The organism is Bacillus sp. 05T22, from assembly GCF_056396765.1.
This window is the reverse complement of record NZ_JBFTMC010000012.1, coordinates 39,008-65,458: the sequence shown is the minus strand read 5'-3', so window position 1 is coordinate 65,458 and position 26,451 is coordinate 39,008. Positions and strand designations below refer to the sequence as shown.

General features: G+C 37.1%; 27 protein-coding genes, 3 pseudogenes and 1 other annotated feature. Of the genes and pseudogenes, 13 read left to right on the top strand and 17 right to left on the bottom strand.

The window, feature by feature from the left end:
• Positions 1 to 10: 10 nt before the first annotated feature.
• The 4 genes from AC1DIT_RS06535 to AC1DIT_RS06520 all read left to right on the top strand — a co-directional run bounded on the left by AC1DIT_RS06535 (position 11) and on the right by AC1DIT_RS06520 (position 2,996).
• Complete coding sequence (locus AC1DIT_RS06535) at positions 11 to 1,105, top strand: spore germination protein (RefSeq protein WP_016133312.1); 1,095 nt, start codon at positions 11 to 13, stop codon at positions 1,103 to 1,105.
• Positions 1,081 to 2,160 (top strand): Ger(x)C family spore germination protein, encoded by a 1,080-nt coding sequence (locus AC1DIT_RS06530; protein WP_016116724.1) that lies wholly within the window; start codon positions 1,081 to 1,083, stop codon positions 2,158 to 2,160. Before AC1DIT_RS06535 ends, AC1DIT_RS06530 begins: the two co-directional genes overlap by 25 nt.
• A gap of 125 nt (positions 2,161 to 2,285) precedes the next feature.
• Positions 2,286 to 2,471 (top strand): hypothetical protein, encoded by a 186-nt coding sequence (locus AC1DIT_RS06525; RefSeq protein WP_003201353.1) that lies wholly within the window; start codon positions 2,286 to 2,288, stop codon positions 2,469 to 2,471.
• Positions 2,472 to 2,567: 96 nt separating this feature from the next.
• On the top strand, positions 2,568 to 2,996 hold the full coding sequence (locus AC1DIT_RS06520; protein ID WP_003201351.1) for a pyrophosphohydrolase domain-containing protein: 429 nt from the start codon (positions 2,568 to 2,570) through the stop codon (positions 2,994 to 2,996).
• A 484-nt stretch (positions 2,997 to 3,480) separates the two neighbouring features.
• On the opposite strand, the gene AC1DIT_RS06515 is transcribed toward AC1DIT_RS06520, so the two are convergent.
• The 7 genes from AC1DIT_RS06515 to AC1DIT_RS06485 form a co-directional block, all read right to left on the bottom strand.
• Complete coding sequence (locus tag AC1DIT_RS06515) at positions 3,481 to 4,314, bottom strand: hypothetical protein (RefSeq protein ID WP_476998107.1); 834 nt, start codon at positions 4,312 to 4,314, stop codon at positions 3,481 to 3,483.
• A gap of 146 nt (positions 4,315 to 4,460) precedes the next feature.
• Positions 4,461 to 6,869, bottom strand: coding sequence for a leucine--tRNA ligase (gene leuS, locus AC1DIT_RS06510; protein WP_016116728.1), 2,409 nt, complete (start codon positions 6,867 to 6,869; stop codon positions 4,461 to 4,463).
• Positions 6,870 to 6,935: 66 nt separating this feature from the next.
• Positions 6,936 to 7,223 (bottom strand) — a binding site (T-box leader).
• 52 nt (positions 7,224 to 7,275) lie between these two features.
• Positions 7,276 to 8,469 (bottom strand): MDR family MFS transporter, encoded by a 1,194-nt coding sequence (locus AC1DIT_RS06505; RefSeq protein WP_016116729.1) that lies wholly within the window; start codon positions 8,467 to 8,469, stop codon positions 7,276 to 7,278.
• A gap of 393 nt (positions 8,470 to 8,862) precedes the next feature.
• The gene (locus AC1DIT_RS06500; RefSeq protein WP_016116730.1) at positions 8,863 to 9,735 is read right to left on the bottom strand and encodes an ABC transporter permease; all 873 of its coding nucleotides are present in this window, start codon (positions 9,733 to 9,735) and stop codon (positions 8,863 to 8,865) included.
• Complete coding sequence (locus tag AC1DIT_RS06495; RefSeq protein ID WP_016116731.1) at positions 9,707 to 10,672, bottom strand: ABC transporter ATP-binding protein; 966 nt, start codon at positions 10,670 to 10,672, stop codon at positions 9,707 to 9,709. The genes AC1DIT_RS06500 and AC1DIT_RS06495 overlap by 29 nt, the downstream gene beginning before the upstream one ends.
• A 65-nt stretch (positions 10,673 to 10,737) precedes the next feature.
• Positions 10,738 to 11,913, bottom strand: a complete 1,176-nt coding sequence (locus AC1DIT_RS06490) for an anti-sigma factor family protein (RefSeq protein ID WP_016116732.1) — start codon at positions 11,911 to 11,913, stop codon at positions 10,738 to 10,740.
• 3 nt (positions 11,914 to 11,916) lie between these two features.
• Entirely contained in the window at positions 11,917 to 12,444 is a 528-nt protein-coding gene (locus tag AC1DIT_RS06485; protein ID WP_033671567.1) for an RNA polymerase sigma factor SigX, read from the bottom strand.
• A 389-nt stretch (positions 12,445 to 12,833) separates the two neighbouring features.
• Here AC1DIT_RS06485 and AC1DIT_RS06480 point away from each other — a divergent pair.
• Positions 12,834 to 12,938, top strand: a pseudogene (locus tag AC1DIT_RS06480) (DUF6584 family protein); the annotation flags it as partial.
• Positions 12,939 to 13,278: 340 nt separating this feature from the next.
• Here AC1DIT_RS06480 and AC1DIT_RS06475 read toward each other — a convergent pair.
• The 6 genes and pseudogenes from AC1DIT_RS06475 to AC1DIT_RS06450 form a co-directional block, all read right to left on the bottom strand.
• Positions 13,279 to 13,779: pseudogene (locus tag AC1DIT_RS06475) on the bottom strand (cation:proton antiporter); the annotation flags it as partial.
• Positions 13,780 to 13,814: 35 nt separating this feature from the next.
• On the bottom strand, positions 13,815 to 14,003 hold the full coding sequence (locus AC1DIT_RS06470; RefSeq protein WP_016116735.1) for a hypothetical protein: 189 nt from the start codon (positions 14,001 to 14,003) through the stop codon (positions 13,815 to 13,817).
• A 300-nt stretch (positions 14,004 to 14,303) separates the two neighbouring features.
• Positions 14,304 to 16,157, bottom strand: a complete 1,854-nt coding sequence (locus AC1DIT_RS06465; RefSeq protein ID WP_016116736.1) for an FtsX-like permease family protein — start codon at positions 16,155 to 16,157, stop codon at positions 14,304 to 14,306.
• Between the two features lie 16 nt (positions 16,158 to 16,173).
• Complete coding sequence (locus AC1DIT_RS06460; RefSeq protein ID WP_016116737.1) at positions 16,174 to 16,935, bottom strand: ABC transporter ATP-binding protein; 762 nt, start codon at positions 16,933 to 16,935, stop codon at positions 16,174 to 16,176.
• 134 nt (positions 16,936 to 17,069) lie between these two features.
• Positions 17,070 to 17,219, bottom strand: coding sequence for a hypothetical protein (locus tag AC1DIT_RS06455; RefSeq protein WP_003208774.1), 150 nt, complete (start codon positions 17,217 to 17,219; stop codon positions 17,070 to 17,072).
• Between the two features lie 15 nt (positions 17,220 to 17,234).
• On the bottom strand, positions 17,235 to 17,498 hold the full coding sequence (locus AC1DIT_RS06450; protein ID WP_003208776.1) for a YtzC family protein: 264 nt from the start codon (positions 17,496 to 17,498) through the stop codon (positions 17,235 to 17,237).
• 110 nt (positions 17,499 to 17,608) lie between these two features.
• On the opposite strand from AC1DIT_RS06450, the gene mnmL reads away from it, so the two are divergent.
• The 6 genes and pseudogenes from mnmL to AC1DIT_RS06420 all read left to right on the top strand — a co-directional run bounded on the left by mnmL (position 17,609) and on the right by AC1DIT_RS06420 (position 22,452).
• Positions 17,609 to 18,568, top strand: coding sequence for a tRNA modification radical SAM protein MnmL/YtqA (gene mnmL, locus AC1DIT_RS06445; RefSeq protein WP_016116738.1), 960 nt, complete (start codon positions 17,609 to 17,611; stop codon positions 18,566 to 18,568).
• Positions 18,565 to 19,137 (top strand): tRNA 5-(aminomethyl)-2-thiouridylate-methyltransferase MnmM, encoded by a 573-nt coding sequence (gene mnmM, locus AC1DIT_RS06440; RefSeq protein WP_016116739.1) that lies wholly within the window; start codon positions 18,565 to 18,567, stop codon positions 19,135 to 19,137. The genes mnmL and mnmM overlap by 4 nt, the downstream gene beginning before the upstream one ends.
• Before the next feature lie 191 nt (positions 19,138 to 19,328).
• Positions 19,329 to 19,655 (top strand): annotated as a pseudogene (locus AC1DIT_RS06435) (hypothetical protein); the annotation flags it as partial.
• A gap of 75 nt (positions 19,656 to 19,730) precedes the next feature.
• Positions 19,731 to 20,414 carry an aspartate/glutamate racemase family protein gene (locus AC1DIT_RS06430; protein ID WP_016116741.1) on the top strand — a complete coding sequence of 228 codons (684 nt, stop codon included), beginning with the start codon at positions 19,731 to 19,733 and terminating at the stop codon, positions 20,412 to 20,414.
• Positions 20,415 to 20,423: 9 nt separating this feature from the next.
• Positions 20,424 to 20,966, top strand: a complete 543-nt coding sequence (locus tag AC1DIT_RS06425; RefSeq protein ID WP_016133315.1) for a tetratricopeptide repeat protein — start codon at positions 20,424 to 20,426, stop codon at positions 20,964 to 20,966.
• 175 nt (positions 20,967 to 21,141) lie between these two features.
• A complete protein-coding gene (locus tag AC1DIT_RS06420) occupies positions 21,142 to 22,452 on the top strand; it encodes a PepSY-associated TM helix domain-containing protein (RefSeq protein WP_016116743.1) in 1,311 nt (436 codons plus the stop codon).
• 19 nt (positions 22,453 to 22,471) lie between these two features.
• On the opposite strand, the gene AC1DIT_RS06415 is transcribed toward AC1DIT_RS06420, so the two are convergent.
• From AC1DIT_RS06415 to AC1DIT_RS06400, 4 genes are all read right to left on the bottom strand, one after another.
• On the bottom strand, positions 22,472 to 22,708 hold the full coding sequence (locus AC1DIT_RS06415; protein ID WP_016116744.1) for a hypothetical protein: 237 nt from the start codon (positions 22,706 to 22,708) through the stop codon (positions 22,472 to 22,474).
• A gap of 13 nt (positions 22,709 to 22,721) precedes the next feature.
• On the bottom strand, positions 22,722 to 23,036 hold the full coding sequence (locus AC1DIT_RS06410) for a PH domain-containing protein (RefSeq protein WP_033671570.1): 315 nt from the start codon (positions 23,034 to 23,036) through the stop codon (positions 22,722 to 22,724).
• Between the two features lie 204 nt (positions 23,037 to 23,240).
• Entirely contained in the window at positions 23,241 to 24,302 is a 1,062-nt protein-coding gene (locus AC1DIT_RS06405) for a tetraprenyl-beta-curcumene synthase family protein (protein ID WP_016116746.1), read from the bottom strand.
• A 36-nt stretch (positions 24,303 to 24,338) separates the two neighbouring features.
• Positions 24,339 to 25,142 (bottom strand): alpha/beta hydrolase, encoded by an 804-nt coding sequence (locus AC1DIT_RS06400; protein ID WP_016116747.1) that lies wholly within the window; start codon positions 25,140 to 25,142, stop codon positions 24,339 to 24,341.
• A 74-nt stretch (positions 25,143 to 25,216) separates the two neighbouring features.
• Here AC1DIT_RS06400 and AC1DIT_RS06395 point away from each other — a divergent pair, with 74 nt between their 5' ends.
• Together AC1DIT_RS06395 and AC1DIT_RS06390 are read left to right on the top strand one after the other, a co-directional pair.
• Positions 25,217 to 25,729 carry a gamma carbonic anhydrase gene (locus AC1DIT_RS06395; protein WP_016116748.1) on the top strand — a complete coding sequence of 171 codons (513 nt, stop codon included), beginning with the start codon at positions 25,217 to 25,219 and terminating at the stop codon, positions 25,727 to 25,729.
• A 145-nt stretch (positions 25,730 to 25,874) separates the two neighbouring features.
• On the top strand, positions 25,875 to 26,417 hold the full coding sequence (locus AC1DIT_RS06390) for a phosphatase PAP2 family protein (protein ID WP_016116749.1): 543 nt from the start codon (positions 25,875 to 25,877) through the stop codon (positions 26,415 to 26,417).
• Positions 26,418 to 26,451: the final 34 nt, after the last annotated feature.

Genomic DNA, 26,451 nt, shown 5'->3' with positions numbered 1-26,451 from the left:
AGGTGCATTTATGAGTAAAGTCAAAACAAAATATCAAATATCTCCTATCTTTGTTTTCTTCTTGATTCATAGTGCACAGTTCGGCGCTGGAGTTCTCGGATTTGCACGCATTATCGCAAAAGCGGCTGGATATGATGCCTGGATAGGAGTTGTTATAACTGGAATCATCATTCACATTCTCGTTTGGATGATGTATTACTTATTAAAAAATACAGAAGGCAACCTAATAGATCTTCATCAACAAACCTTTGGAAAGTTGCTCGGTAATGGCGTTAATATTGTATTCATGCTGTATTTTTTGGTTGCGAGTATATCCGTTGTTCGAACGTATGTCGAGATTGTTCAAGTATGGATGTTTCCTACCGGGTCCACTTGGATGTTCACCGCCTTTTTATGTTTATTAAGTTACTACGTCATCTCATCAGGATTCCGCATCATCACTGGCATCTGTGTCGTTTCAATTAGTGGGATACTAGGTTATATTTTTCTTAGCCTGTTTATGTTCAAGTACGCACATTGGGAAAATTTACTTCCTGTTTTTACGCATTCTTTGGGACGTATTTTAAAAGCATCTCAATTGTCAATTTATACTATGACAGGCTTTGAAATTTTTCTTATGGTATACCCATTTGTGAAGAATCCCGAGAAATCTCATAAATTTGCACAATATGGTGTATTATTCTCTAACATTTTATATTTATTTAGCACGATTTTGGCATTCGCTTTTTTTAGCGAAAAACAGTTATCAAAAACAATTTGGTCTCAGCTTTCAATGACACAAGTTATTCAATTACCCTTTATCGAACGACTAGAGTACATTGCCATCTCCGGCTATGCACTTGTAATTCTTACAAGTTTTATTCTTCCATTATGGGCTGCTACAAGAGGAACACATGAAATCTTTCATGTAAAGCAAAAATACATTTTACTTTCTTTCATGTTCATTACAATTATTGTGTCACAACTTTTAACAAACAGGCATGATATCAACGATTTTATTAGTTATACTTCCAAAGTTAGTCTTTGGCTTATATATGTTTACATCCCAATCTTATTTCTTATCGTGTGGGTGAAAAGAAAATGGAAAAAATCAAGAAAAAACTAATTCTTCTTTCATGTATTTGTTTATTCACCATAACAGGCTGTTTGCAAAAAAATATTGTTGATGATGTTCAGTTAATTCAAGGGGTTGTTTTTGATACAGCAAAAAACAATAAAGTACAGGTGACATCGGTTTGTCCGGTGCAGCGAAAAGGAAATAAAGTACAGGTCTACGAAGGAGTAGGAAATGCCGTTAAACAAGTAAAAGCTGATACTTCTTTGGAATCTTCTCAACCATTTGCAAGCGGACAAATGCGCATTGCTTTGTTTACTACAAGAATTGCCAAAAAAGGATTGTCGACCTCCTTTGACACATTGGTTCGTGATGTCAGCATCGGAAACTCAGTGTATGTTGGATTATTAGAAGGAAATGGACCTGAGCTGTTAAAAGGAAAATATACAACTTCTTCTAATGTGGCTATCTATATAAAAAAAATGCTAGAGCATAACATGCAAACTGGCCCCGTACCAACTGATAATTTACATTTAGGTGCATTTCGTTATTATCGTGAAGGCCAAGACTCTTATATGCCTATCCTAAAAAAGAGTAAAGACAAAATCAAAATCACTGGCATTGGACTTTTAAAAAAGGATAAGTATGTCGGAAAAATTGATCGACAAGATATGTTCGTATTTAAGGGGTTATTGGAAAAACATCGGTTAGATTCACACGAATTTAAAAGTAATAATGGATATGTAATGATCAATAATATACGCTCCAAGCCAACGTATACTGTAAATATAAAAGCTGGAAAGCCTTCCTTTTTAATTAAAGTAAAAATAGATGCACGCATCTTAGAACTTTCGAAACAAGTAAACCTAGAAAATAAACAGAACACAAAAAAAATATCACAAGAAGTTGAAAAAAGCTTAAATACTAAAGCCACAAAACTCATCAAAAAATTTAAATCTTTAAATGTTGATCCTCTTGGGCTAGGAGCTAAATTTAGACAACACTATCGACCATTTAAATTAGCAGAATGGAAAAAAATGTACAAAGACGTTCCTATCACAGTAAAATATGAAGTTGATATTACAAACTCCGGTGTAATCGAATAATATGAAATATAGTTTCCTCAAAATGTCAGATAATGATTGAACTCCTCTTCCGGGCATGATACAACGGAGAGAGGAGTTTTTTGATAATACTTACATAAAGAAAAAAGATATTTACGGGGGAGCTTATGTCTAAAAAGTTAGTAAAACCTATTTTAAATGGTATTCTGTTTCTCGGCGTCTTTTTATTTGCTCATACATACTTAAAAAATGTTTCATTTACACGTTATTTACTTGTTGTCGTACCGACACTACTTGTTGGGATGTTCGGGATTGATCTCGCTTTATCATTTTTAATAAAGAAAGAAGAGTAGGGAAAGAACATCTTATTTTATAAGGTGTTTTTTTTATTAAACAATCTCCTTATGTTACAATAAAGTTCGGCACAAAACGTGAAAGGATGAAACAACATGGCTAACGAAAAAGGTTTAGATAAAGGATATGAACTTGTTGCAAAAATGCACGAGGTATTTGGACACCCTGTTACAGATGTACCAACAAAATTAACAGAAGAACGCGCAAAAATTCGCGCAAGCTTTATGCAAGAAGAGTTAGAGGAATTTTTAGAAGCTAATACTGTAGAAGATCAATATGATGCGTTAATTGACCTTATCTATTTCGCATTTGGAACATTTGCAGAAATGGGAGTTCGTCCCGATAAAGGCTTTGAAATTGTAAACAATGCAAATATGGCAAAACTATTCCCTGACGGAAAACCACGTTTCCGCGAAGGCGATGGCAAAATTTTAAAACCAGAAGGCTGGCAAGCACCAGAACCACAGTTACGTGCTGAAATTGAGCGTCAACGCCAAGAAGCATTAGCAAAAGCAGGGAAATAAGATTGAATAGGCTACCATTCGCGGGAAGTTAAGCCCCGCACTTATGTCTTATTTTTTCGAGCGAATGATATGTCGTGTCGAAACGCCGATATATCTGAAAAAGGAGCTCTCTTTATGAAGAGAGCTCCTTTTTGTTTATCCCGCATTAACGGGCAGTAATACCCCCACCTCAAAATTCGGTGAAAGCAAATAAGTTAGGTGAGAGATAAACTGCCCGTAAAAGCCCGATTGGTGAGGGCTTTTAATCAGTGGGGGATGAAGAGAACCCCCACTGATTAAAGTTTCACTTTATTTTTTCTTCTTTTCTGTCGGTTGACTTTGTTTAGCGAAATTAGATGAATCATCGAAATTCGGTTGCTTTTTACCACCATTATTACTTCTACCTTTTCCCATATGTAATGCACCTCCTCTCCTCCTTACTATTCCCAAAATAAAAAATCCCCTTGCGCACAAGAGAATTTTTTTATGTTTTTTATTTACTCTATTAGTGTCCGTGTCCAGCATGCCCTGCCGCGCCCGCTGTTCCTGCAGTACTTCCTGCACTTCCCGCTCCGCCATACCATATTTGCTGTTGTTGATGTTGTTGACCATGGTGTTGATGCTGGCCATGGTGTTGATGTTGTTGACCATGGTGTTGATGCTGGCCATGGTGTTGATGCTGGCCATGGTGTTGATGCTGGCCATGGTGTTGATGCTGGCCATGGTGTTGATGTTGTTGACCATGGTGTTGATGCTGACCATGGTGTTGATGCTGGCCATGGTGTTGTGTTTGATATAAAACAGCCTGTGGATGAATTTGATGGTGACCATGATGATGTACTTGTTGCTGATGATGACCATGATGTTGGTGGTGACCGTGATGTTGGTAATGACCGTGATGTTGGTAATGACCGTGATGTTGGTGATGACCGTGATGGACGTGATGACCATGAATCATTTGTGGACCTACTCCTCCTACTAGAATAGGAGCAACACCACCAAATCCTGGTTGCGGACCAACTGGTGCAGGGAAGCCAGATTGTGCCCCGCCTACAAATGTTGGAAATGTAGTTGATGCCCCTACAGGAACTCCTCCTCCTACAAATGCCGGAAATGTAGTTGGCGCTCCTATAGGAACTCCTCCTTGCGCTCCTCCCACGAATGTTGGCATTCCTGTTTGCGCTCCAGCTACAGATGTAGGAACTCCTTCTGATGATCCGCCCATCCATGTTGGGTTCCCGCCATATCCTTGTTGTCCGGCTCCTCCCATTAGCATTTGTGCATAGCCATCCTCACCTATCATAAAGCCGTGCGATGCGTTATTATCCATCCCTTTCATTTCTTTCACCTCTTTCTCTCAATTTAACCTGCCTTTGTTATCATATTTCGCATACAAGAATAGGTGTTTGTCTATAAGGGAATTCCACTCATTTTTCAGTTGTCTCAAAAAAAGAGCAGCCCTCTCATAAGGACTGCTCTTTCCTATTAATTTGCAACGATATTAACAAGTTTTCCAGGAACAACAATTACTTTACGAACTGTTTTCCCTTCAATTTGTTCTTTCACTACTTCGATAGCAAGTTGTTCCATTTCTTCTTTTGATGCGTCTTTTTTCGTTTTCAGTTTCGCACGAACTTTACCCATAACTTGAACAACGATTTCAACTTCATCTTCTACAAGTTTAGACTCATCAAATGTTGGCCAGCTTGCATATGTGATTGTTTCACTGTGTCCAAGCTTGCTCCAAAGTTCTTCCGCAACGTGCGGTGCAACTGGTGCAATCATTTTCACGAAACCTTCTACATATTCTTTCGGAAGTACTTCTGTTTTATATGCATCGTTAATGAACATCATCATTTGAGAAATTGCAGTGTTAAAGCGAAGCTCTGCATAGTCTTCTGTAACTTTCTTCACTGTTTGATGGTATGCTTTCTCAAGTTCTTGATTAGAGGCATCTGTGATTTTCTCACTTAGTTCACCATTATCTTGAACAAATAGACGCCATACACGATCTAAGAAACGACGAGCTCCGTCAAGACCATTTTCAGACCAAGCAATTGAAGCATCTAATGGTCCCATGAACATTTCGTAAAGACGAAGTGTATCTGCACCATGGCTTGCTACGATATCATCAGGATTTACAACGTTCCCTTTTGATTTACTCATTTTCTCGTTATTTTCACCTAGAATCATACCTTGGTTAAATAATTGTTGGAATGGCTCTTTCGTTGGAACCACACCGATATCATATAATACTTTATGCCAGAAACGAGCATATAGTAAGTGAAGTACAGCGTGCTCTGCACCGCCGATATAAATATCAACTGGAAGCCATTGTTTTACTTTTTCAGGATCTACAGGTGCTTCGCTGTTGTTTGGATCGATGTAACGTAGGTAGTACCAGCAGCTACCAGCCCATTGCGGCATTGTATTTGTTTCACGACGACCTTTTTTACCAGTCTCAGGATCGACAACATTTACCCACTCTTCGATGTTTGCAAGTGGTGATTCACCTGTACCAGATGGACGAATGTTTTCTGTTTTTGGAAGAACTAATGGTAATTCTTCTTCTTTCACAGCTGTCATTGTGCCATCTTCCCAATGGATAACTGGAATCGGCTCACCCCAGTAACGTTGACGACTGAATAACCAATCACGAAGACGATATGTTACTTTTTGATTTCCTGCACTTGTTACTTCAAGCCATTCAATCATTTTAGCAATTGCTTCTTCTTTATTTAGACCATCAAGAAATGCTGAGTTTACGTGTGGACCATCACCTGTATATACTTCTTTCGTGATATCTCCGCCTTTTACAACTTCTTTCATTGGAAGGCTAAATACTTGTGCAAACTCATAATCACGCTCATCGTGAGCTGGAACTGCCATTACAGCACCTGTTCCGTAAGTTGCAAGTACATAGTCAGCAATCCAGATTGGTAATTTCTCACCGTTTACTGGGTTAATTGCATAAGCACCAGTGAATACGCCTGTTTTTTCTTTCGCAAGTTCTGTACGCTCTAAATCACTTTTCGCTTTTACAGAATCAATGTACGCTTCTACTGCTTCTTTTTGATCCGCAGTTGTAATTTCTGTAACAAGCGCATGCTCTGGAGCAAGTACACAGTAAGTTGCACCAAATAGTGTATCAGGACGCGTTGTGAAGACTGTAAACTTCTCATCTGTACCATCGATGTTAAAGTGTACTTCTGCACCTTCAGAACGACCGATCCAGTTACGTTGCATATCTTTTAAGCTTTCCGGCCAATCAAGATCATCTAAATCTTCAAGTAGACGATCTGCATATGCAGTGATTTTTAACATCCATTGTTTCATCGGACGACGCTCAACAGGATGTCCACCGCGCTCACTCTTACCGTCGATAACTTCTTCGTTCGCAAGTACTGTACCAAGTGCTGGGCACCAGTTTACAGGTATTTCATCTACGTAAGCTAATCCTTTTTCAAATAGCTGTAAGAAGATCCATTGTGTCCATTTGTAGTAGTTTGGATCTGTTGTATTTACTTCACGGTCCCAATCATAAGAGAAGCCAAGTGCTTTAATTTGGTTACGGAACGTGTTAATGTTTTTCTCTGTAAATTCTGCTGGGCTATTTCCAGTATCAAGTGCATATTGCTCTGCTGGAAGACCAAATGCATCCCATCCCATTGGATGAAGAACGTTATATCCTTGCATACGTTTCATACGAGATAAAATATCCGTTGCTGTATATCCTTCTGGATGTCCTACGTGTAGCCCAGCTCCTGATGGATATGGGAACATATCTAGTGCATAAAATTTTGGTTTTTCTGTCTCATCTGGCGTGCGGAATGTTTTATTCTCTTCCCAATACGCTTGCCACTTCTTCTCAATTTCTTGATGATTAAAACTCATGAGATATCCTCCATTCAAATTGTATTTATTTTCACCGCCTAAAATACAAAAAACCTCTCATCCCTAGAAAGGGACGAGAGGTTATAGATTCCCGCGGTACCACCCTAAATTAATGTAATAAAGGATGTTCAAAACGTCCGGTAAAGATAGCTGTCGCATTTCTTTATCTTCCTTTTGAACAAGCACTAATATATACATTCGCTTAGATCCGTAACGTGGATAGACGGCAATTGCTACTTTGGTTCACAACTGCAACTCAAAGGCGAGTTCATAACGAAACGTGGATTGACTTGCACCAACCGTCAACTCTCTAAACCAGCTTCTATTACTACTACTCCTTCTCACTGTTATTACAAGTATGAGTTAATTTAAATATATTCTAAAACATGTTACATGTTCCGTCAAACTAAACTGCAATTTTTTCTTCTACTGTTTCTTCCACTTTCACTCGTTTATCATAAACACTCGTTGCGATAAGCGCTACTACAAGCATTACCATGATTACTATAAACAATACTTCCATATTGTATAAGTCAACAATTGCTCCGCCAACAACTGGTCCAAACATTTTCCCAACAGTCGCTGCGCTATTTACAACACCTTGATAAAAACCGATCTTATCATTTGGTGCAAGGATATTCGCAATCGTTGGAACAGCTGGCCAAACAAATAATTCACCAATTGTTAATGTCACCATCGCGACAAGGAACATGGTAAATTGCTGCGCTTGACTAAGTACAATAAATGACACTGCAAAAATGCCGATTCCGATCATAATTTGTTGTTTCAAAGAACGCTTCATCGCACGAATAATCATACTTACTAATGGCTGCGCACAAACAATCATCGCCCCGTTTATCGTCCATAACAGGCTGTAATGACGAAGGCTAATATTTAATTCCTGCATATGTGTCGCAATCGCACCTTGCCATTGTACATATGTAACCCAGCATAAAGCATATGCTACACATACGATAAGAAGTGCCTTGAATCCTGGTGTAAGAGACCAACCTTTTTCCGCTTTGACCGCTGTTTGTATACTTTGTTCATTTTTGTCCTCCATACCACGGAATCCGATAAAAGCAATTAAGAAGAAAATAAAGTATAAAATAAAGTTCGCTAAGAAAATATAATCAAAACGATAAGAAGCAACTAAACCACCGCACGCTGTACCAACAGCGATTCCAACGTTTTGTCCAACATACATCGCATTAAATGCTCTCCGTCCGCCTTCTGGCCAAACCGTACCAACCATCGCATACATCGATGGAAAGACCATACCAGAACCGAATCCAATTAACGCAAGCCACACAACATATAATGGCCAACCATGGAAGAATACAAGACCTAAAATCGCTAATAGTGTAATCACAATTCCTACTAAAATCGACTTGTATCCGCCCCATTTATCAAATAAAACACCGCCGAGTAAGTTACCAATTACTCCTGTTAACGAGTTAATCATTAATACCATTCCGGCCACAGATAACGATTTCCCTAAATGATCATGTAAATAAATTGTATTAAATGGCCATAAAAAAGAAGCACCCGTGACATTAATAATCATCCCAGCTACTAATAGCCATACTTTCCTTGGCATAGTTTCCCCTCCTATTCTGTTTTTTTCGTTCTATACATAACAGTAAAATTGTAGTCGTTTTTAAATAGGAAGGCAACTGATTAATAGTTGGTGAAATTCAGATAATGAGATATTGACTATATAAACACAAATTAAAAAATCGATATAAAAACCCTCTTTTTTAGGCAGGCGAGAGCATCTGGTCACGCATAGAAACGGTCAGGGTCTTTCCTGCCACATGCAAGGTTTAAAACAAAAGGAGAATGCAAGTAGCGATCATGGTGTATTCTGCACGGCAGTGACTTATATGTCGAAAAATTAAAATGGATATATATAAAACCCACATCTACATAAAGAGGTGGGTTTTAGTTCACGCTTTACAGCATTGGGAGAATACACTGAAATTTCATCCCCTTATAAATCACGTGATTTAAATGTACGAATCGCTATAAAAATAGCTGCTAACACATATAAAACAGCATAAACAATCATCATATTACTCGGTGTCGAAACACTCCCGAACACTCCTTGTGAAGCTATTGATAAAGGATTGTCTCCTGAATCAAATAAATAGATTGTCATTTTACGATACATTGTATCAATTGGGAATAAAAGGCTTGCAATTATGCCCATGTTTACAAGTGCTGTTTTTTGTGCCAATGTACCGATTTGTTCAACAAATCCGCCAATAAACCCAGTTCCGTACAAAATAATTAACACAATGCCAGCATTTAATGTTGCCATACGCGTGCTTAGTAATATCGCGATGCTAATTAAAATAACAGGCTGGATCAAGAAGAGAGCCAATGCTTTTATAATCTGCGTCGCCGTGAAATCTAAATGAAACGTGCTCCCTCCCATTGTTTGATGGATGAGTACGATACTTATAAACAGGAAGGCTGCGTACGCAATCAGTAAGCAACATAAGCCGATCCACTTTCCCATTAAAAAGGAAAAGCGTGAAATCGGTCTCGTTAGCCATGTATCAATTTGATGACTTTCAATTTCATTTGCAATACTGCCAACACTACTTAAAATAGCTAGCAACGCAGTAATAAACGAAGAAAAGTACAACCCCACTCCAAGAAGCTGTGTAGAAATAAAACTTTTGTTCATAAAATCTTGAGCTGCCGAAAGACCGCTAGATTCTCCTGGAAGGATTTCACTGACGGCGTAATGAATGGCCACTCCATAAAATATTAAAAAGGCAAAAGTCATACATAACGTAATGGTGAAAATACGCTTTAACAAAATTTCTTTAAATGATAATTTGGCGATTGTCCACATGCTGCGTCCCCTCTTTCTTATTTACCCAGTACATAAACACATCTTCCAAATGCGGGTGAACCGGATTTAACTGATACACAGGAATATGTAGTGCTACAAATGCTTCTAACAATCTAGGAATGTCATCTTCTTGTTGTAGCGTGATAATCCAACGCTTACGATTTTGCTGTTCTTCTATCTTCCGTACATTTTTAATAAACGAAGGCAATTGTTTAAAGAATAATTCGCTCTTTTCACCAAGTATTACTTCAACTTCCGTTTGAATCATCATCAATGAGCGCCAATCTCCTTGTACGATTAACTCTCCCTTATTAATAATCGCCACGTGATCACATACATGTTCAATTTCATTTAATAGATGGCTGTTTAAAAATACTGTCTTCCCTTGGTCCCGAAGCTCTTCCATTAAATGACGCACTTCTTTCCGCCCGATTGGATCAAGCGCAGATGTTGGCTCATCTAAAAAAATCAATTCCGGATCAGAAAGCAGAGCACAAGCAAGTCCGATACGCTGCTGCATTCCTTTTGAATAACCGCGAATTTTTTCTTTTTCCCTACCCTTTAAGCCAACTTTTTCAATAACCTCACTCATTTTTGCTTTCCGCTCACGAGAAGGAAGATCGCATAGTTTTGCATGCGTTTCAAGTAACTGCCATCCGGTCAGCCAATCAGGATAGCGAAACAGCTCAGGTAAATAGCCAATACACCGTTTTGATTCTATTGTCCCAATCGGCTGTCCTAACATTTGCGCCATTCCAGAATCCGGATGAATTAAACCAAGCATCGTTCGCACAAACGTACTTTTCCCTGCACCGTTAGGACCTATAAATCCGAATACAGTACCGCGCGGCACATCTAATGAAATGTTGCGGATACCGCCTTTTCCGTTATATTGTTTTGTTAAGTTCTTCGTTTGAATAATCCAGTCTTGTTTCATGTTTTACCCCCGCTCTATACAGGAACAGAGCCGCCCCATTTCGCGGAGCCGCTCTTGTTCAATCATTATTTTAATTCATTTGCAAGTTTAATAAGATCGTTTGCATTCAAATCTTTCTCTTGCTCTTTATGTTGCTCGATCATGTGCATTTTTCCATCTTTCTCCCAAATAAGCACGTTTTCATATTCAGTACTATATAAAACGGTCCTTACTCCTTGAACCTTTGTCTCCGATACTTTTGCACCTTTTGCTACATAAGGAATCGGCAATGTATGTGTCCAATCTTGAATACCTGCAAGTTGTGTTTTCACATTCGCAGGAATAATCGGAAGCTCTAAAACTGTTTTTTGTAATTTCGTAACATTTACACCCTCTGGAACAGAAATTTTTGGTGCATCAATTACATTATAGGAAAAAGCGCTTGATGTTCGATTGCCCTCAACTTCTATTTGAGTACGTACTGATTCCGGAACTGTGATCGAAAACTGCTTACCATTCAAAGCACTTTCAAACTGCGTATTGCTTTGTAGTTGTTTCAATAATTTATTAGCTTTTTCTGTATCGAGCTCAAATTGCATAATAAATGACGGATTCACATCCACATTCGTTACACGATATCCATCTGGCACTTTTGGAACAGCATATCCAGCTTCTCTTGCTTGCTGTTCCGACTGAAAATGAGCATCTTTTTTGCTTCCATTATCTTTGATTCCTATTTTCCCAATTCCTTTAATGGACTTTTCTCCTTCTTCCATGTTAGAGATCCATCCTTCAATTTCACGTAAATCAGAATCTGTAAGTTGAACTAACTGCACATCCTTTACTCGAAAAATCGATAACAAGTTACTTGCTCCTGCCCGTACTTCTGGAACTGTTAAAGACACACACACAACTGCCGCTGCTGCTGCTGCAGTAATCCAACGTTTAGATGATTTCTTCATATTATGCCATCTTCCCTTCTTTTTACTTTCTTCACTGTTTGTTTCTTCCGTTTTATGATTTTGTATATTTTGTTCAAAGGTTTTCCAAGCTTGGTCAACATCGATATCAATCTCTTCACTAACGTTTGTGAATTCATCATCCACTACAACTTCTACCCATTGATTAAGCTTACTTACTTCTTCTAACGCCTTTTGACATGCTTTACATTGGTCAAGATGTTGAATATATTGCTTTCTTTCATCGCGGTTTAATTCTCCATCTAAATACGCCTGTATAAATCCAATATCTTGGCATTTCATTTGTCACTCCTCCTTCATCCCTCTATACATCTTCCGAAATTTCGCTTTCGCTCGTGCTAGCAATGTTCCAACCGAGGAAACTTCCATATGAGTAGCCTCCGCGATTTCTTTATATTGAAATCCCGAAAACTTCATTAATAAGAGGGTACGTTCACGCTCATCCATTTCTTTTAATGTACTTTGTACACGAGTAATTTCTTCTTTTTGAATACATTTTTCTTCCGATGACGGACTGCTAATTGATTGTTTATAATTTGCTTCTTTTTCAATTCTTGCTTGATGCCTTTTTTCAGATCGCAAATAGTTATATGCTGCATAAATGGATGCTTTTGCTAGCCATGCCGATACACTTTCAATCTGTTTCCATTCTGTATGATATAATTGCAAAAATACTTCCTGCGCTAAATCTTCAGCAATTGCTTGATCTCGCACAATTCGCATAATTTGTCTCACAACGTGAGCATAATATTGTTTAAATACATCTTGAAACTGTATATTAGAAACTGAATCTTGTTCATATATATTTAACAATGAAGCTTTCACCTCCACTAATTTCTTCCTCCTTATTAGCCACTCTCACTATAAAGAAACCACAAACTTGCTATTTGTGACAAAAAAATAAAAAATATTTTCTTGTAATGGTTCATCCTTATTATAACCGTGTATTGAAACCAATTTTAATTCCTTGTTCTCTAAGAGATTTTGTTAAGAAGTATAAATCTATATATAAGTTAAAAAACCAACATAAAAACCTCCTTTCTTTTTAGGGAGACGAGAGCATCTGGCCGCGCATAGAAACGGCCAGGGCCTTTTCCCACCACATACAAGGTTTAAAGCAAAAGGAGGCAGCAAGTGCAAGTCATGTTGTATTCTGCATAGCAACGACTTATATGTTAAAAAATTAAAATGGATATATATAAATCGAAAAAAACGACATTACAAACAATGATTTAGGAAAAGCAAGAGATCGACTACATGGTTTAATTCCGACTTATCCCAATGTATTAGCTCTGCGCAAGAAATTAACGAATTGAAAGAATCTATCAATGAATTAAAAGATGAGGTCCGTAGTTTAAAAGAAGAAAAAGAAAAGCTTTGATATCGGTGATAATCTCGGATTTGTTGCTATACTAATTTTTTTGTTGCAATTATGTATATCACTCGTTAATAAAAAAAGGGGCTAACACTCAAAAGACCGCTTTTAGCGGTCTTTTGGGGGCAGCTCCTTTCTATATTGGAATCGATCTCTAAAAAAACAAATCCTGTCCCACATGATTTCCTGTTATAACTTGCATTCTATTTTGTAATTACATCAATAGAGTTATTTTATGAATAATCTTTATATTAAAATTTTTCATAAGAGATTCATCCTATTTTTGATTTTGGCCGTTTTTTAGAACTCCATTTAAATATCTTATCTAATACAGCATATATCCTATTGGATTCCTTCGCTAGTAAAGGTCCTACAGATGCTAATATCAAAACATATAAAGCTGAAAATGGTTTAATTGTAGCCATTAAGCCACCTGCCATCCCAATGTTTGCTAAAATGATAGAAAATTCTCCTCTTGATACAATTGTTAATCCAATATTCACAGAAGCCTTATGGGATAACCCTGCTTTACGTCCAGCAATCATTCCAGCTACAAAGTTTCCGCAGATTGTTAATAGAACCGCTCCTAGTGTTAACCATACAGCCCCACCAAGTGAAAAAGGGTCAATACTTAAACCGAAACTGAAAAAGAAGATGGCTCCAAAGAAATCCCGGAAAGGAACAACAAGATGTTCAATTCGATCACTATGTTCTGTTTCAGAAAAAACTAATCCTAAAAGAAGAGCTCCAATCGCTTCCGCAACACGAATCGTGTATGTTGCCTATTTTCACTAAAGTTATTTATGCACTACACAACTGGGGCAATAGATTTTAATATCCGTAAAAACTCAGGGTATTTATGATTGGGGAATTTAACATTATAAAAATTGGTTGAAATAACAAAAATCACAAGAGATAAGAATGAAAACACTATAACATCTTTTGATTTCAGCATGGTACCAACTAGACGAAATAACGATTCATTTTGTGTATTCAAAATTGTTTCCTCCTATCTTCTAAAAATAGGTTTCGTAATACGTTGTTTCATAATTCTTATCCCTTATTTATGTTTTACTAAACAATACTTGTTCATCTCTCCTTTCTTCACCTTTATGTTTTTTCTTATTAATAGATTTTTTGAAATTAGGTCCGTATACTTATAAAAAAAATCGCCCGAAACGTTCAAGGCGACTTTTTTATAAGGTAACTTTACATATTTACTTTGATAGGTTATGAGATTTATGAAACGTTTTAATCAAAAAAATACCGAGCACCCTCTGCTCGGTATTTTCCTATCTTAGTCTTCTTTCGGAAGAACAATTCCTTTATACAATTGAACTGTAATGAAGTAATAAATCGCGTAAATGACTATGAAAATAACAATTGGAAGCCAAATACGGAAGTACGGGTCAATTAAGATAAATCCGAAAATATTCATACCAACTAATACGTGAGCGATACCCACAATCGCTGGGAATAAGAATACTAAGAATAATTCTTTATAGATAGACTTCGTTAATAATTCACGGCGAACACCGATTTTACGAAGCATTTGATAACGCGTAATATCGCTTGATGCACCCGATAGAATTTTAAACATTAAACAACTTGCCATCATTGCTAAGAAAGCAATTCCTAGGAAGAACCCCATAAATACTGTTCCACTAGCGATGCCGTAAAATCCAGTATAAAATTGGTTCTTACTTTGCAAGGAATTTTCTTTTACATTTTTATATTTAACTAGCTGCAACTCGTCAATTTTTTTCCACTCTTTTTTATATGTTAAGAAATCATCTACTTTTCCAAGTAATGCAACGCCCTCTTTACCTTGCAAACCATCATACATTTTTTGGTCTACAATTTTAATTGTTTGATTAGGGGATACATAAATTGGATGAATCGTGCTTAATGCCTGATCCCACTCTTTTGGAATCACATTATCAGATTTTTCTTGACCGGAACTCAAAATCGCACCTACTGGCAATTCTTCAGAAGCTCGTTTCACTTTACCAATATCTTTCATTCCTTTAAAATCTTTTAAATCTTGTACTAAAGGACGATTTTTCTCTAAATCTTCTTTTAAATAATAGACATATTTATCGTCTGTTTTGTAACGATACTCACTTTTCTCTTTAAATGTAATACCATCTAAAATTTTCTTCTCTTCGGCTGTTGGATTATGAATCGTAACATCATAAATTGCCAAACCATCGACAGTAAGCATAACGTTATTTTTGAACGCCATACCGCCTGAAATCGCACCTGCTCCAAGCGCCACTAACATCGCTACTGTAGCTAGTACTTTTGTTAAGCTATTGATGCGGAAATTTAACTGGGCAAATGTAAAAGCATTAAGTCCTTTTTCAGTACGCTTTTTATTACTCTTTAGCTTTTTAATAATAAGCGGAAGGAATGTTCCAAATAACATGTAAGTTCCGGACGTTACAGTGATTAATGCAATAATAATCCCCATTTGCGCCAACTTACCCATGTAAACCATAGAAGCATAGCCGATTGCTAATAGAATAATTCCAACGAATGCAGCTATAACAGTCTTTACTCCTGCTTTAGAAACACGATCCGTTTTAGAATCTGCATGAACCAGTTGTAGAACCGTAATACGTGATAATTTGATACTATTCATAATTGCCGATAAAACAAATAGTATTAAGAAGAAAATACATGTAACAAGCATAGATGGAACATAAAATGCATGATAGCCACCTGCAGTAAATTCAAGCTGCTGCATAAGTAGTTTACCAATTCCTTGCGCGAGCCCTACACCGACTGCAATACCAACTACAAGAGATGCTGCTCCTAATACAATTGTTTCAATAAACATAAGCAGTGTCACCTTATGCTTTTTGGCTCCTAACATCATATACATACCAAATTCTTTTTGACGAAGTGATAGCAAGAAAGAATTAGCATATAAAATATAGAAGAATGTAATGATGGCTAATAGTACCGCACCAGCATGGAAGACGAATTGAATACTACTGATTACAGAATTCGCTTCAATAAATGCTTTATTCAATGCTAACGTTTGGAACATGTAAAAGATCGAAATTGACATTACAAGACCAACAAGTAAGACAATGTAATCTTTCAGCTTACTTTTCAGTCCTGACATAGAAAGCTTAAATAACATGTCTGAACCTCCTTTCTTATGCTTTTTGTGTGCCTAAGTCTGCAAGCACATCTAAAATTTCTTTATAGAACGCTTCACGCGTACCACCGCGGTGAATCTCTTTATATAACTCGCCGTCTTGAATGAATAAAATACGCTGACAGTAACTTGCGCTATATGGATCATGTGTAACCATCATAATAGAAACACCTTGTTCTTCATTTAAGTTTGTCATCGCATCTAAAAGACTCGCTGCATTTTTAGAATCAAGCGCTCCTGTTGGTTCATCTCCTAAAATGATCGCTGGTTCATGTACAAGTGCGCGCGCTGCTGCTGAACGCTGTTTTTGTCCACCAGATACTTCAGATGGGTACTTTTGAAGAATTTCTGAAATCCCTAACATTTTAGCTACCTTTTCTACTTTTGTTCCGATTTTACGTGATGGAACACCTTGTAGAGAAAGTGGCAGAGCAATATTTTCATAGATTGATAAGTTTTCTAATAAGTTAAAGTCTTGGAAGATGAATCCTAACTTTTGTGAGCGGAAATCAGATAGTTCTCCTTGCTTCATTTTTGTAATATCCGTACCTGCAATTTCAACAACGCCGCCCGTTGCTTTATCCAGTGTTGAAATTACATTTAATAACGTTGTTTTCCCTGAACCAGATGGTCCCATGATTCCAACAAATTCACCCTCTTGAATAGAGAATGATACACCTTTTAAGGCGTGTGATTGGCTCTCACCTTTTTTACCGTATACTTTTTGGACGTTTTGGACGTCTACAACTGGTCTGTTCATACATATCCTCCTACGTTTGTTTTCTCTTTTCCCATTTTGCGCCTTTCCAGGGTTATCTGCCATTGTTTTACATTACATTTACCTTACATTTTTGTAAGATGACAAAATAAAACCAGGTCATACTGCGACCTGGTTTACTCTGATTGCTTCGATTTTTGTGGTTGTCCTTTTTTACGATTACGTTGTTTTGCTTGTACCACTGGATCGAGTTCATTTGAAAACTCTGCGTTATGCCCATTTTGTGTTTTTTGCTCTGGGTTGTTTTGATCTGAACGCTTTGCCATGCCTATCACTCCTTATTAGTGCGGTGTAATAATCATTTGATGCTGCAATTGACGAACTGCCATACGAGCACGGTTTAGCTGCTCACGCTGTTCATCATTCGCATGTTGCTGCATGATTTGTAAATCATTATAGGCTTGCTCTAATTGTAATTGCGCATCAGAATACTCCATTGTATTGTAATGCTCTTGTCTACTTCCGATATCTAATTGCTCTTTTGCATACTCTATTGCTTGCTCTGCTTGCGTAATGTATTCTTCAAGTGATTGACGCTCTGCCATGATGTAGCCTCCTTGCCTTTAGTTCTCCTTTAGTGTGTCCCTTCCATATCGACCTTATGAGTATGTTATAATGGATTTTGTTTCATTTTAGGCTTTAGGAGGGATATGTAATGAAGGTTCAAAACCCTTTTCCATATACAAATGACAATAAACGTTACCATACGTGGAATTATCACTTACGAAAAGAGTTCGGCGAAAAAATCTTTAAAGTTTCATTAGATGCTGGATTTGATTGCCCCAACCGCGATGGCACAGTCGCATACGGCGGATGTACATTTTGTAGCGCTGCTGGTTCTGGTGACTTTGCTGGTGACCGCCGCGATGATGTTATAACGCAATATCATGAAATGAAAGAAAAAATGCACTCGAAATGGAAAGATGGAAAGTGTATTGCTTATTTCCAAGCGTACACGAATACCCACGCTCCTGTTGAAGTATTAAAAGAAAAATTCGAACCACTTTTAGCTGAAAAAGACGTTGTTGGTCTTTCCATCGCAACTCGTCCTGACTGCTTACCTGACGATGTTGTTGAATATTTAGCTGATTTAAATAAACGGACATATCTTTGGGTAGAACTTGGGTTACAAACTGTCCATGAACGTACAGCGAACCTCATCAACCGTGCCCATGACTATCCATCATATGTCGAAGGTGTAAACAAGCTTCGTAAGCACGGTATTAAAGTATGTTCACATATTATTAACGGTCTTCCTCTTGAAGATTATGACATGATGATGGAAACGGCTCGTGAAGTCGCAACACTTGATGTGCAAGGGATTAAAATTCATTTGCTTCATTTATTAAAAGGAACGCCAATGGTGAAGCAGTATGAAAAAGGACAACTTGAATTCCTTTCTCTTGAGGATTACGTAAGTCTCGTTGTCGACCAACTTGAAATCATTCCAGCAGATGTCATTGTGCACCGCATCACAGGTGACGGTCCGCCTGACTTAATGATTGGTCCAATGTGGAGCTTGAATAAATGGGAAGTATTAAATTCCATCGATGCGGAATTTGTACGCCGCGGAAGTTGGCAAGGAAAATATGCAAACGAGGTGAAACCCGTATGAAATTAGAACGTGTATTACCGTTTGCACGCACGCTTTTGCAAACAGCTGTCAAAGAAGGTGATTATGCCGTAGACGCAACACTTGGCAACGGTCACGATACTTGTTTTTTAGCGGAGATTGTTGGAGAACACGGGAAAGTATTTGGATTTGATATTCAGCGTGAAGCAATTGAAAGTTCGGCTACTCACCTAAAAGAAAGAGGACTTGAAGAACGAACTGTTCTCGTTCATGATAGCCACGATACTTTGTTATCTGTATTACCAGAAGAAGCAAAAGGCAAAGTAACCGGAGCCATTTTCAACTTAGGTTACCTTCCTGGCGGTGACAAGCATATCGTTACCAAACCAAACTCAACGATAGCTGCCATCGAACAATTATTAGAAGTCATGGCACCAGAAGGAATTATCGTTCTTGTCATTTATCATGGACATCCAGAAGGACAAGTAGAGCGCGATGCTGTCCTGCAATTCGCCGAAGAGCTAGATCAAAAACAAGCTCACGTACTTCGTTACGGCTTCATCAACCAACAAAATAACCCGCCATTTATTGTGGCGATTGAGAAACGCTAAATATATCGGCGATTCAACAAGAATCGTTATAAAAAACGTGCATGTGCTGCACGTTTTTTATTGTTCCGAGAATAAAATATGCCATATAATGGATGTGCGAAATCTATAAAGAAGGAGGCAATCATTTTGTTATTAGAACTAAAGGAAATACAAAAGGCCTATGGCAAACAACTGATACTAAAAGACATTCATTTATCACTGGTCTCCTTGCACATTTTTCTTTATCCATACTCGTTATTTCAATCGCAACATTATTTACACGAAATATCATTAAAAAAGCAAGTACAGCTTGGCTTAGTCTTTCTTTTGTACTACTTATCACAATTGCTTCCATTCGTCTCAAAAAAGAAATGCCGGAACTATTATGGGTTTTTCCGCCTATCAATAGTTTTCTGATGCTTGGACAATATGAACATCATTTGCTTGTTCACGTGCTTTGGCTTACTGCATGGGCACTTATATACTCGCTCTTATTAATTACTCTATTCCTTTTTCTCGTTCAAAAAAAACGATTTTAAAGAAGGAATATACGATGAAAATCGAGAAGTTTTAAATTCATATATTAAAATTTACCAACATAAGGAGAACTAACAATGATCGGAATATTAGCAGGAATGGGACCAAAGTCAACAGGCCCATTCGTTGATACAGTAGTCGAGCAATGCCAAAAAATATACGGTGCGAAACATGATATGGACTTTCCACATATGATGATTTATTCCTGTCCAACACCTTTTTATATGGATAAACCTATTGATCATAAAGCTATGGAAAATGCTATTATAAATGGCGCACAAAAACTTGAAAACACAGGTGTCGATTTTATTGCCATGCCTTGTAATACAGCGCACTTATATTTTTATGAACTACAAAATTCAATTTCAGTTCCCATTTTAAATATGGTGGATGAGACGATAAAAGAAATACCCGATCACGTAAGGAAAGTAGCTCTCTTAGCAACCGATGCGACTGTTCAATCCGGTATATATCAAGATGGGATTGCAAAACGTGGTATGGACTATATACATAAAAATAGCTGGCAAACCGCTATCACTCAAATTATCTCTAACATAAAAACAGGGAACCTAAATAAAGCAAACGAATTATGGTATACACTTTGTATAGAATTATCTGAAGCAGTAGATGCTGTTATCGTGGCGTGCACAGATTTAAATGTCGTATCGAAAACAGTGCCATATAACTTTTACTTGGTTGATTCATCTACTTGTCTTGCGCAAGCTGTTGTAAATAAATATTTATCCTCTCAAAAAAGTTAGGAGGATTCCATGAAAATAGAAAACAGCCCTTTCGAAATGGACTATACATTCGATGAAAACCTTCGTGAAAAACCAGTATCCCTTACGCAAATGAAGCAAGGAATCACATTTTTAAAAATAAACTTGCCTGATTCAGATTTATCATATGCAAAGCAATGCGGTTTAATCGGCGTTTACGAACGAATAGTAGGAGACCTTGCCGAAAGTAAATACTACTTACAACAAGCTATAGAGCAATATGAAACCTTACAACATATACAAGGAATTTTTATTAACAAACTCCCCCTTGCACATGTATATCACTGGGAAAAAGATTTTGAAAAAGCAAATGAGATTTTCACTGAACTCTTTCACATGTTACAGCAAAATGATTTAGCGCATTACGAGGATTTTCTCTATCAACATTACGGAAAAAGCAAATTAGATGAAGGGGATCTAAAAGCAGCTTTCCCTTACTTTCAAAAAGCACTGCAAATTCGATTAGAAAAAGGAAATGAAGAACTGATTCGCTCGACAAAACTATGTATCCAACATTGTTCTTCGTACCTATAAATATATCAACCCCTCGACAGAAATCGCTAAAAAGACGTGCGCATGCTGCACGTCTTTTTTATATGCCCCCTAAAACTTTTAACATTTTTCACAATTCTTTCAAAATAATCACACTTTATCCCGATATATTAAATGAGCATTCATTTTATAAAAGGTTGGACGGGGGATTTAAAATATGAAAAAAAATCGATCGCTTCATTATATTTTCTGGAGATGGCATTTTTACGCCGGTCTCTTCATAGCACCGCTACTCATTACTTTATCACTCAGTGGCATTGGTTATTTGTTTCGAGAGGAAGTTGAGAATTTCATCTATAAAGATTTATATTTTGGAAATAGTAGGCAAACAGAATCTCTTTCTATGTCTGAATCCATTTCAACAACAGAAAAGAAATATCCTCACTATAACGTGACGAAAATTAGCTATTTCAAAGATGATCATAATACAAGACTCACAATGGCAAATGAATATACGGGTGATCAGAAGTATGTTTACTTAGATAAACATAACCAAATTATTGGGGATCAAAATGCTGATGCAACGTTTGCAAATATTATGCGAGAACTACATAGCTCTCTTCTAGTAGGCGGTACCGTTGTAAACTACTTAGTCGAACTAGCCGCTTGCTGGACGATTTTTTTAATTGTTACTGGTTTATATATGAGTATAAAACGCTTCAAGAAACCCCTGGTATCAAACGCTAGAGAGAGGTCCAAACGACTTCATAGCATAATTGGTATTGTATTCACAATTCCACTCATTCTCCTAGTATTAACAGGATTACCTTGGTCTGCTTTTATGGGAAAACAAATTTATAACATAGCAACTTCCAATGAATCACTAGGATATCCGAAATTATATATGGCTCCTCCAGAGTCTAAGTTTAAAGAGTTACCGTGGGCGACTAGACAAGAAACACCGCCACAATCAGATTCAAACGAACAGACAGCTCTTTCAATTGATGAGTTAGAGAAATCGATTCAAATTGAAAAACCATATGTCATTTCATTACCAAATGAGCCAAAAGGAGTATTCACTATTTCAAAATCTAGCGGTTCTGGTATTACAGGAATGCACGTATCACCAAATGAAGAAATTACTGCTTATTTTGATCAATATAGCGGCACTCTCATTTCAAAAATTGACTATCGTGATTATGGCTTATTTGCACAGTGGTTTTCTTATGGTATCCCCCTTCATGAAGGACATTTATTTGGATGGCCAAACAAAATACTATGCTTACTTACAACCTTGTCCTTACTATTCCTCATTTATTTCGGTGTTAAAATGTGGCTAGCAAGAAAGCCACAAGGTAAGGTAGGAGCACCATCAAAACAAAAAGATAAAAAAAGCATATTTGCCTTTATACTTATTATGATTTTATTAGGAATTGTCATGCCTTTATTCGGTTTATCTGTTCTTATCATTTTTGTAATTGAGTTTTTACTATATCTATTCTCTAAAATATGGGTAAAAAAAGTATAGAAAAAAGCATTTGTACAATTCATCTTGTACAAATGCTTTTTATTTCTGACTCAATTTTTTTCTTTCTCTCACGAATTAAAAAAAGAACATCACCAATAATAATAGTCCCTATAATAGCCTGCGCTACATAATCCATCGTAGTTGGATCACCAGTTCTGTTTATCATCGTATACACTCCAAGCAAGAATGAAACCGAAAGACATACTAACAAGATAATTTCTATATGTTCATATAGTTTTTTTAAGAACTGTTTCATTGTGATTCCCCCTTCAAACCACCATTATCTCTTCTAACTTTCGAACAAATACACCAGGGTCTGCATTTTGAATATATTTTACTTTTATCCATTCCGTACCATGTTGAATTGAAATTTTAATTCCAAACAAACCTTTTTTCACCTTTATAGCGGATATTTTGTCAAATAAAAATTCTTCAAATAATGTATTTCCAGCAATATCGGGTCCACAGAAAAAGAGTCTTTTATTAGTCAAAACGAGTATGCCTGGTCGTGGAACGCTCCGATATATAAAAATTTCCAAAGAACATTGAATATACAATACAATGTTTTCATCATCATGTAGCATCTCTTTGGCTTGATTTAATATATTCTCCACTTTAATCCCCGCCTTTTTAAACTGTTATACTTTAATTATCCGAAGATTAAAATATAAAGTCAAAAAAAAATAGCTACAATAACATATCGACGATTCGACATAGAATATCGACCGTTCGCCAAAAATCAACATAGAAAAAGACATGCACCAAATGCACATCTTTTTCTATTTCTATCACTGCGCCCTTTTCTTTCGGTACATCTTCCCGTTCCAATAGAAGAATCGTGAAGTGAATCCACCATATTTCACGATGCGCCGTGCCATTTGCTGCATATTTTTTTGCTCTGATACCTTTTGATCAGATAAATAAATCCCAAGGAGACCGCGGCTAATAAGGCGATGAAACTTCGCATGTGGTAAGTCACCAATATTTCTTTCTGCTTCTTCCACAAAATGCTTCATTCGCTCTAATACGACTTGTTCATTTTCATAATAACTACAGAAATTTAAGTCCCCGCCAAGTCGGTCTTCTTCTTGATCAATAAAGTAATCAAGCAAAATATGAAGCCCTTGTACGTACGGGAAATAACCTTGCTTAATCTTTGCAATATCTTCATCAAGTAATTCATCATGAAACGCATACGCCACGAGACAAAAGATTCCAAGTGTTGATCCTGCACATGCCGAAAATTCAAACCAGCTCATTGGGGGTACATTTTCCTTATGAGCCTCAAACCATGTTTGTAAGCGCGGTTCTCTTTCTTCTAGTTTCACATGCTTATGAATTTGTAAATCACAATAATAACAAGCAAGTTCGTGAAGAATCGGAGCGATTTTATCATAGTGCTTCGTTTTCTTTAAAACATCTTGGCATGTTGCAACAAGCTCATCTAAATAACCACCATCATCTTGATCATCTCGATAACGATAGTAATTGCTTCCTTCACTCTCTGGTGTTAATGCAGTCAGCATTGATTCATGCAGTGCAGCAAAATCATTCGGATCAAGCGATGTACTACGATCACATAAATTATCTAAGTAATCACTAATCGTCTGATACGCCACAATAAAACGAATACATTCCTCGCGTTGTTCATTTGCGAGCAGCGCTAAAATACCACCGCCTTCACAATGAAATGTTTTATGCTCAATACTTGCAATCGCTTGACTATGAAGTTCGTCATTTGGAATATGGTAGGCACGCTCTTTCCACATCGCTAGCTCATGGTGTACAACCGGAAACACATCACGGTATACTTTCGCCATGAGCGTTATGGGATTACTCGGTACGTTCACTTCTTCCTTCATCTCCTCTATTAAATGTACAAATAATTATTTATTTGTTTCTATTATGTTATTTACATGTATTTCAGTAAATGACTTGATATAGTTCAAAATCTCATCTCGCTCATACTCATTTAATAGCTCATGGTAACAATTTGGCCATTCTTTATATGCCTTATCACTAATCTTTAAGTTATCAAACCATTTACGGACACGTGTTTTATCTACAAGTTTATCCTCACATGCCTGCATTAGCAAGAGCGGAACGTCTGGAAACTCATCTATTTTGTCATGAGCAATCTCAATAGATTTTATCAATTCACTATACCAACGAACCGATACCTTGCGCAAGAACAATGAATCATTTTCCATCGCATCGCGAACTTCTTTATTTCTCGTTGACATGTTTACTGTAAGTTTGGTGGGAAATTGAAGTTTTGGCGTGAGAATATTTAACACCTTTGAGACAGCTCGAAGCGGAGCAGCAGGTACAGCTAATACACCTAAGCATGGCGAGCTTAATATAATTCCATCTATATCGTCTCTCTTCGTTTCTTCCATCATTCGAATGACAATAAGACCGCCCATACTATGTCCAAATAAAAAAATAGGTAGCCGATACTTTCTTGCTTCTTTCACCCATAATTTTATTTCTTCTATGTATTCATCAAATGAGTCAATATGTCCTCTATTTCTTGAAGTTGTTCCATGAGCTGGAAGGTCTCCCATGACAACATGATACCCGAAATGATTCCACATTTCTGCTAGCGCCTCATAACGTCCGTGATATTCCATCGCACCGTGCACAATCACGATTACCGCTTTGGCTGCTTCCGCTTCATAATTCCACATACGAAACTCCTCCATTTCACTCTTTCCCTTAATTTGATACACTAAAACTAGTTTCTAGGAAAGGAAGGCTTTACATGATATATCCTTATAAAGATAAAAATCCGAAAATTGCGAGTAGTGCTTTTATCGCTGACTATGTTACGATTACAGGCGACGTCACAATTGGTGAAGAATCAAGCATTTGGTTTAATACAGTCATTCGTGGTGATGTGTCTAAAGTAATAATTGGAGACCGCGTAAATGTACAAGATCAATGTACACTTCATCAAAGTCCACAGTACCCTCTTCTTTTAGAAGATGATGTAACAGTTGGACATCAAGTTATTTTACATAGCTGTACCTTAAAAAAAGACTCTTTAATCGGGATGGGATCTATTATTTTAGACGGTGCTGAAATTGGTGAAGGTGCATTCATCGGTGCTGGTAGTTTAGTTTCACAAGGAAAGAAAATTCCACCTAATACACTGGCCTTCGGTCGTCCGGCAAAAGTCATTCGCGAATTAACAGATGAAGATCGCAAAGATATGGAACGCATTCGCAAACAATATGTTGAAAAAGGACAGTACTATAAGTCACTGCAAAAATAGTCTCTACTTGCTGCCACCATGATGGCAGCTTTTTTCGTTAAAACTCTAACGTTTTCTTTACAAAATCTTATTATTCCCTCAATAAAACCTTATTAAAATAGAAGATATAATCTCAATATATATGTAAATGCGGGGGAGAGATTTCATGAAAGCTAAATCCGTCAGCTCCTTATATAAAATAGAATGTTACATTTTTAAAGGAATTAACCGTTACTTTGATCAAAAAACATTAAATATCTTTTTCCGTACCATTACACATATCGGTGGTGCAATCTTTTCCATCTCGCTTACGTTATGCTTTCTTATATTTTCACAGGGTCCTCTACACGATGCAGCAATTGCAGCAGCTCTTTCATTAACAATTAGTCATATTCCTGTGCAAATATTAAAAAGGTGGTATCCACGCAAACGGCCTTATTTAACAATTCAAGATGCAAAATATCCATCGCATCCATTAAAAGATCATTCTTTTCCGTCAGGTCATACAACAGCTATTTTTTCGGTAGTTGTTCCATTTATTTGTTATGATCCAAACTTATTAGTCGTTTTACTTCTATTAGCAATTATTGTAGGAATTTCCCGCATCTATCTCGGGCTTCATTATCCATCAGATGTATTTGTAGGTATGTGCCTTGGCACATGTTCTGGCATCATCTCTTTTTATCAATTCATTCCATTTTTCATGTAAAGGAGAGATTGGATGAGAGTCGCCATATTTACTG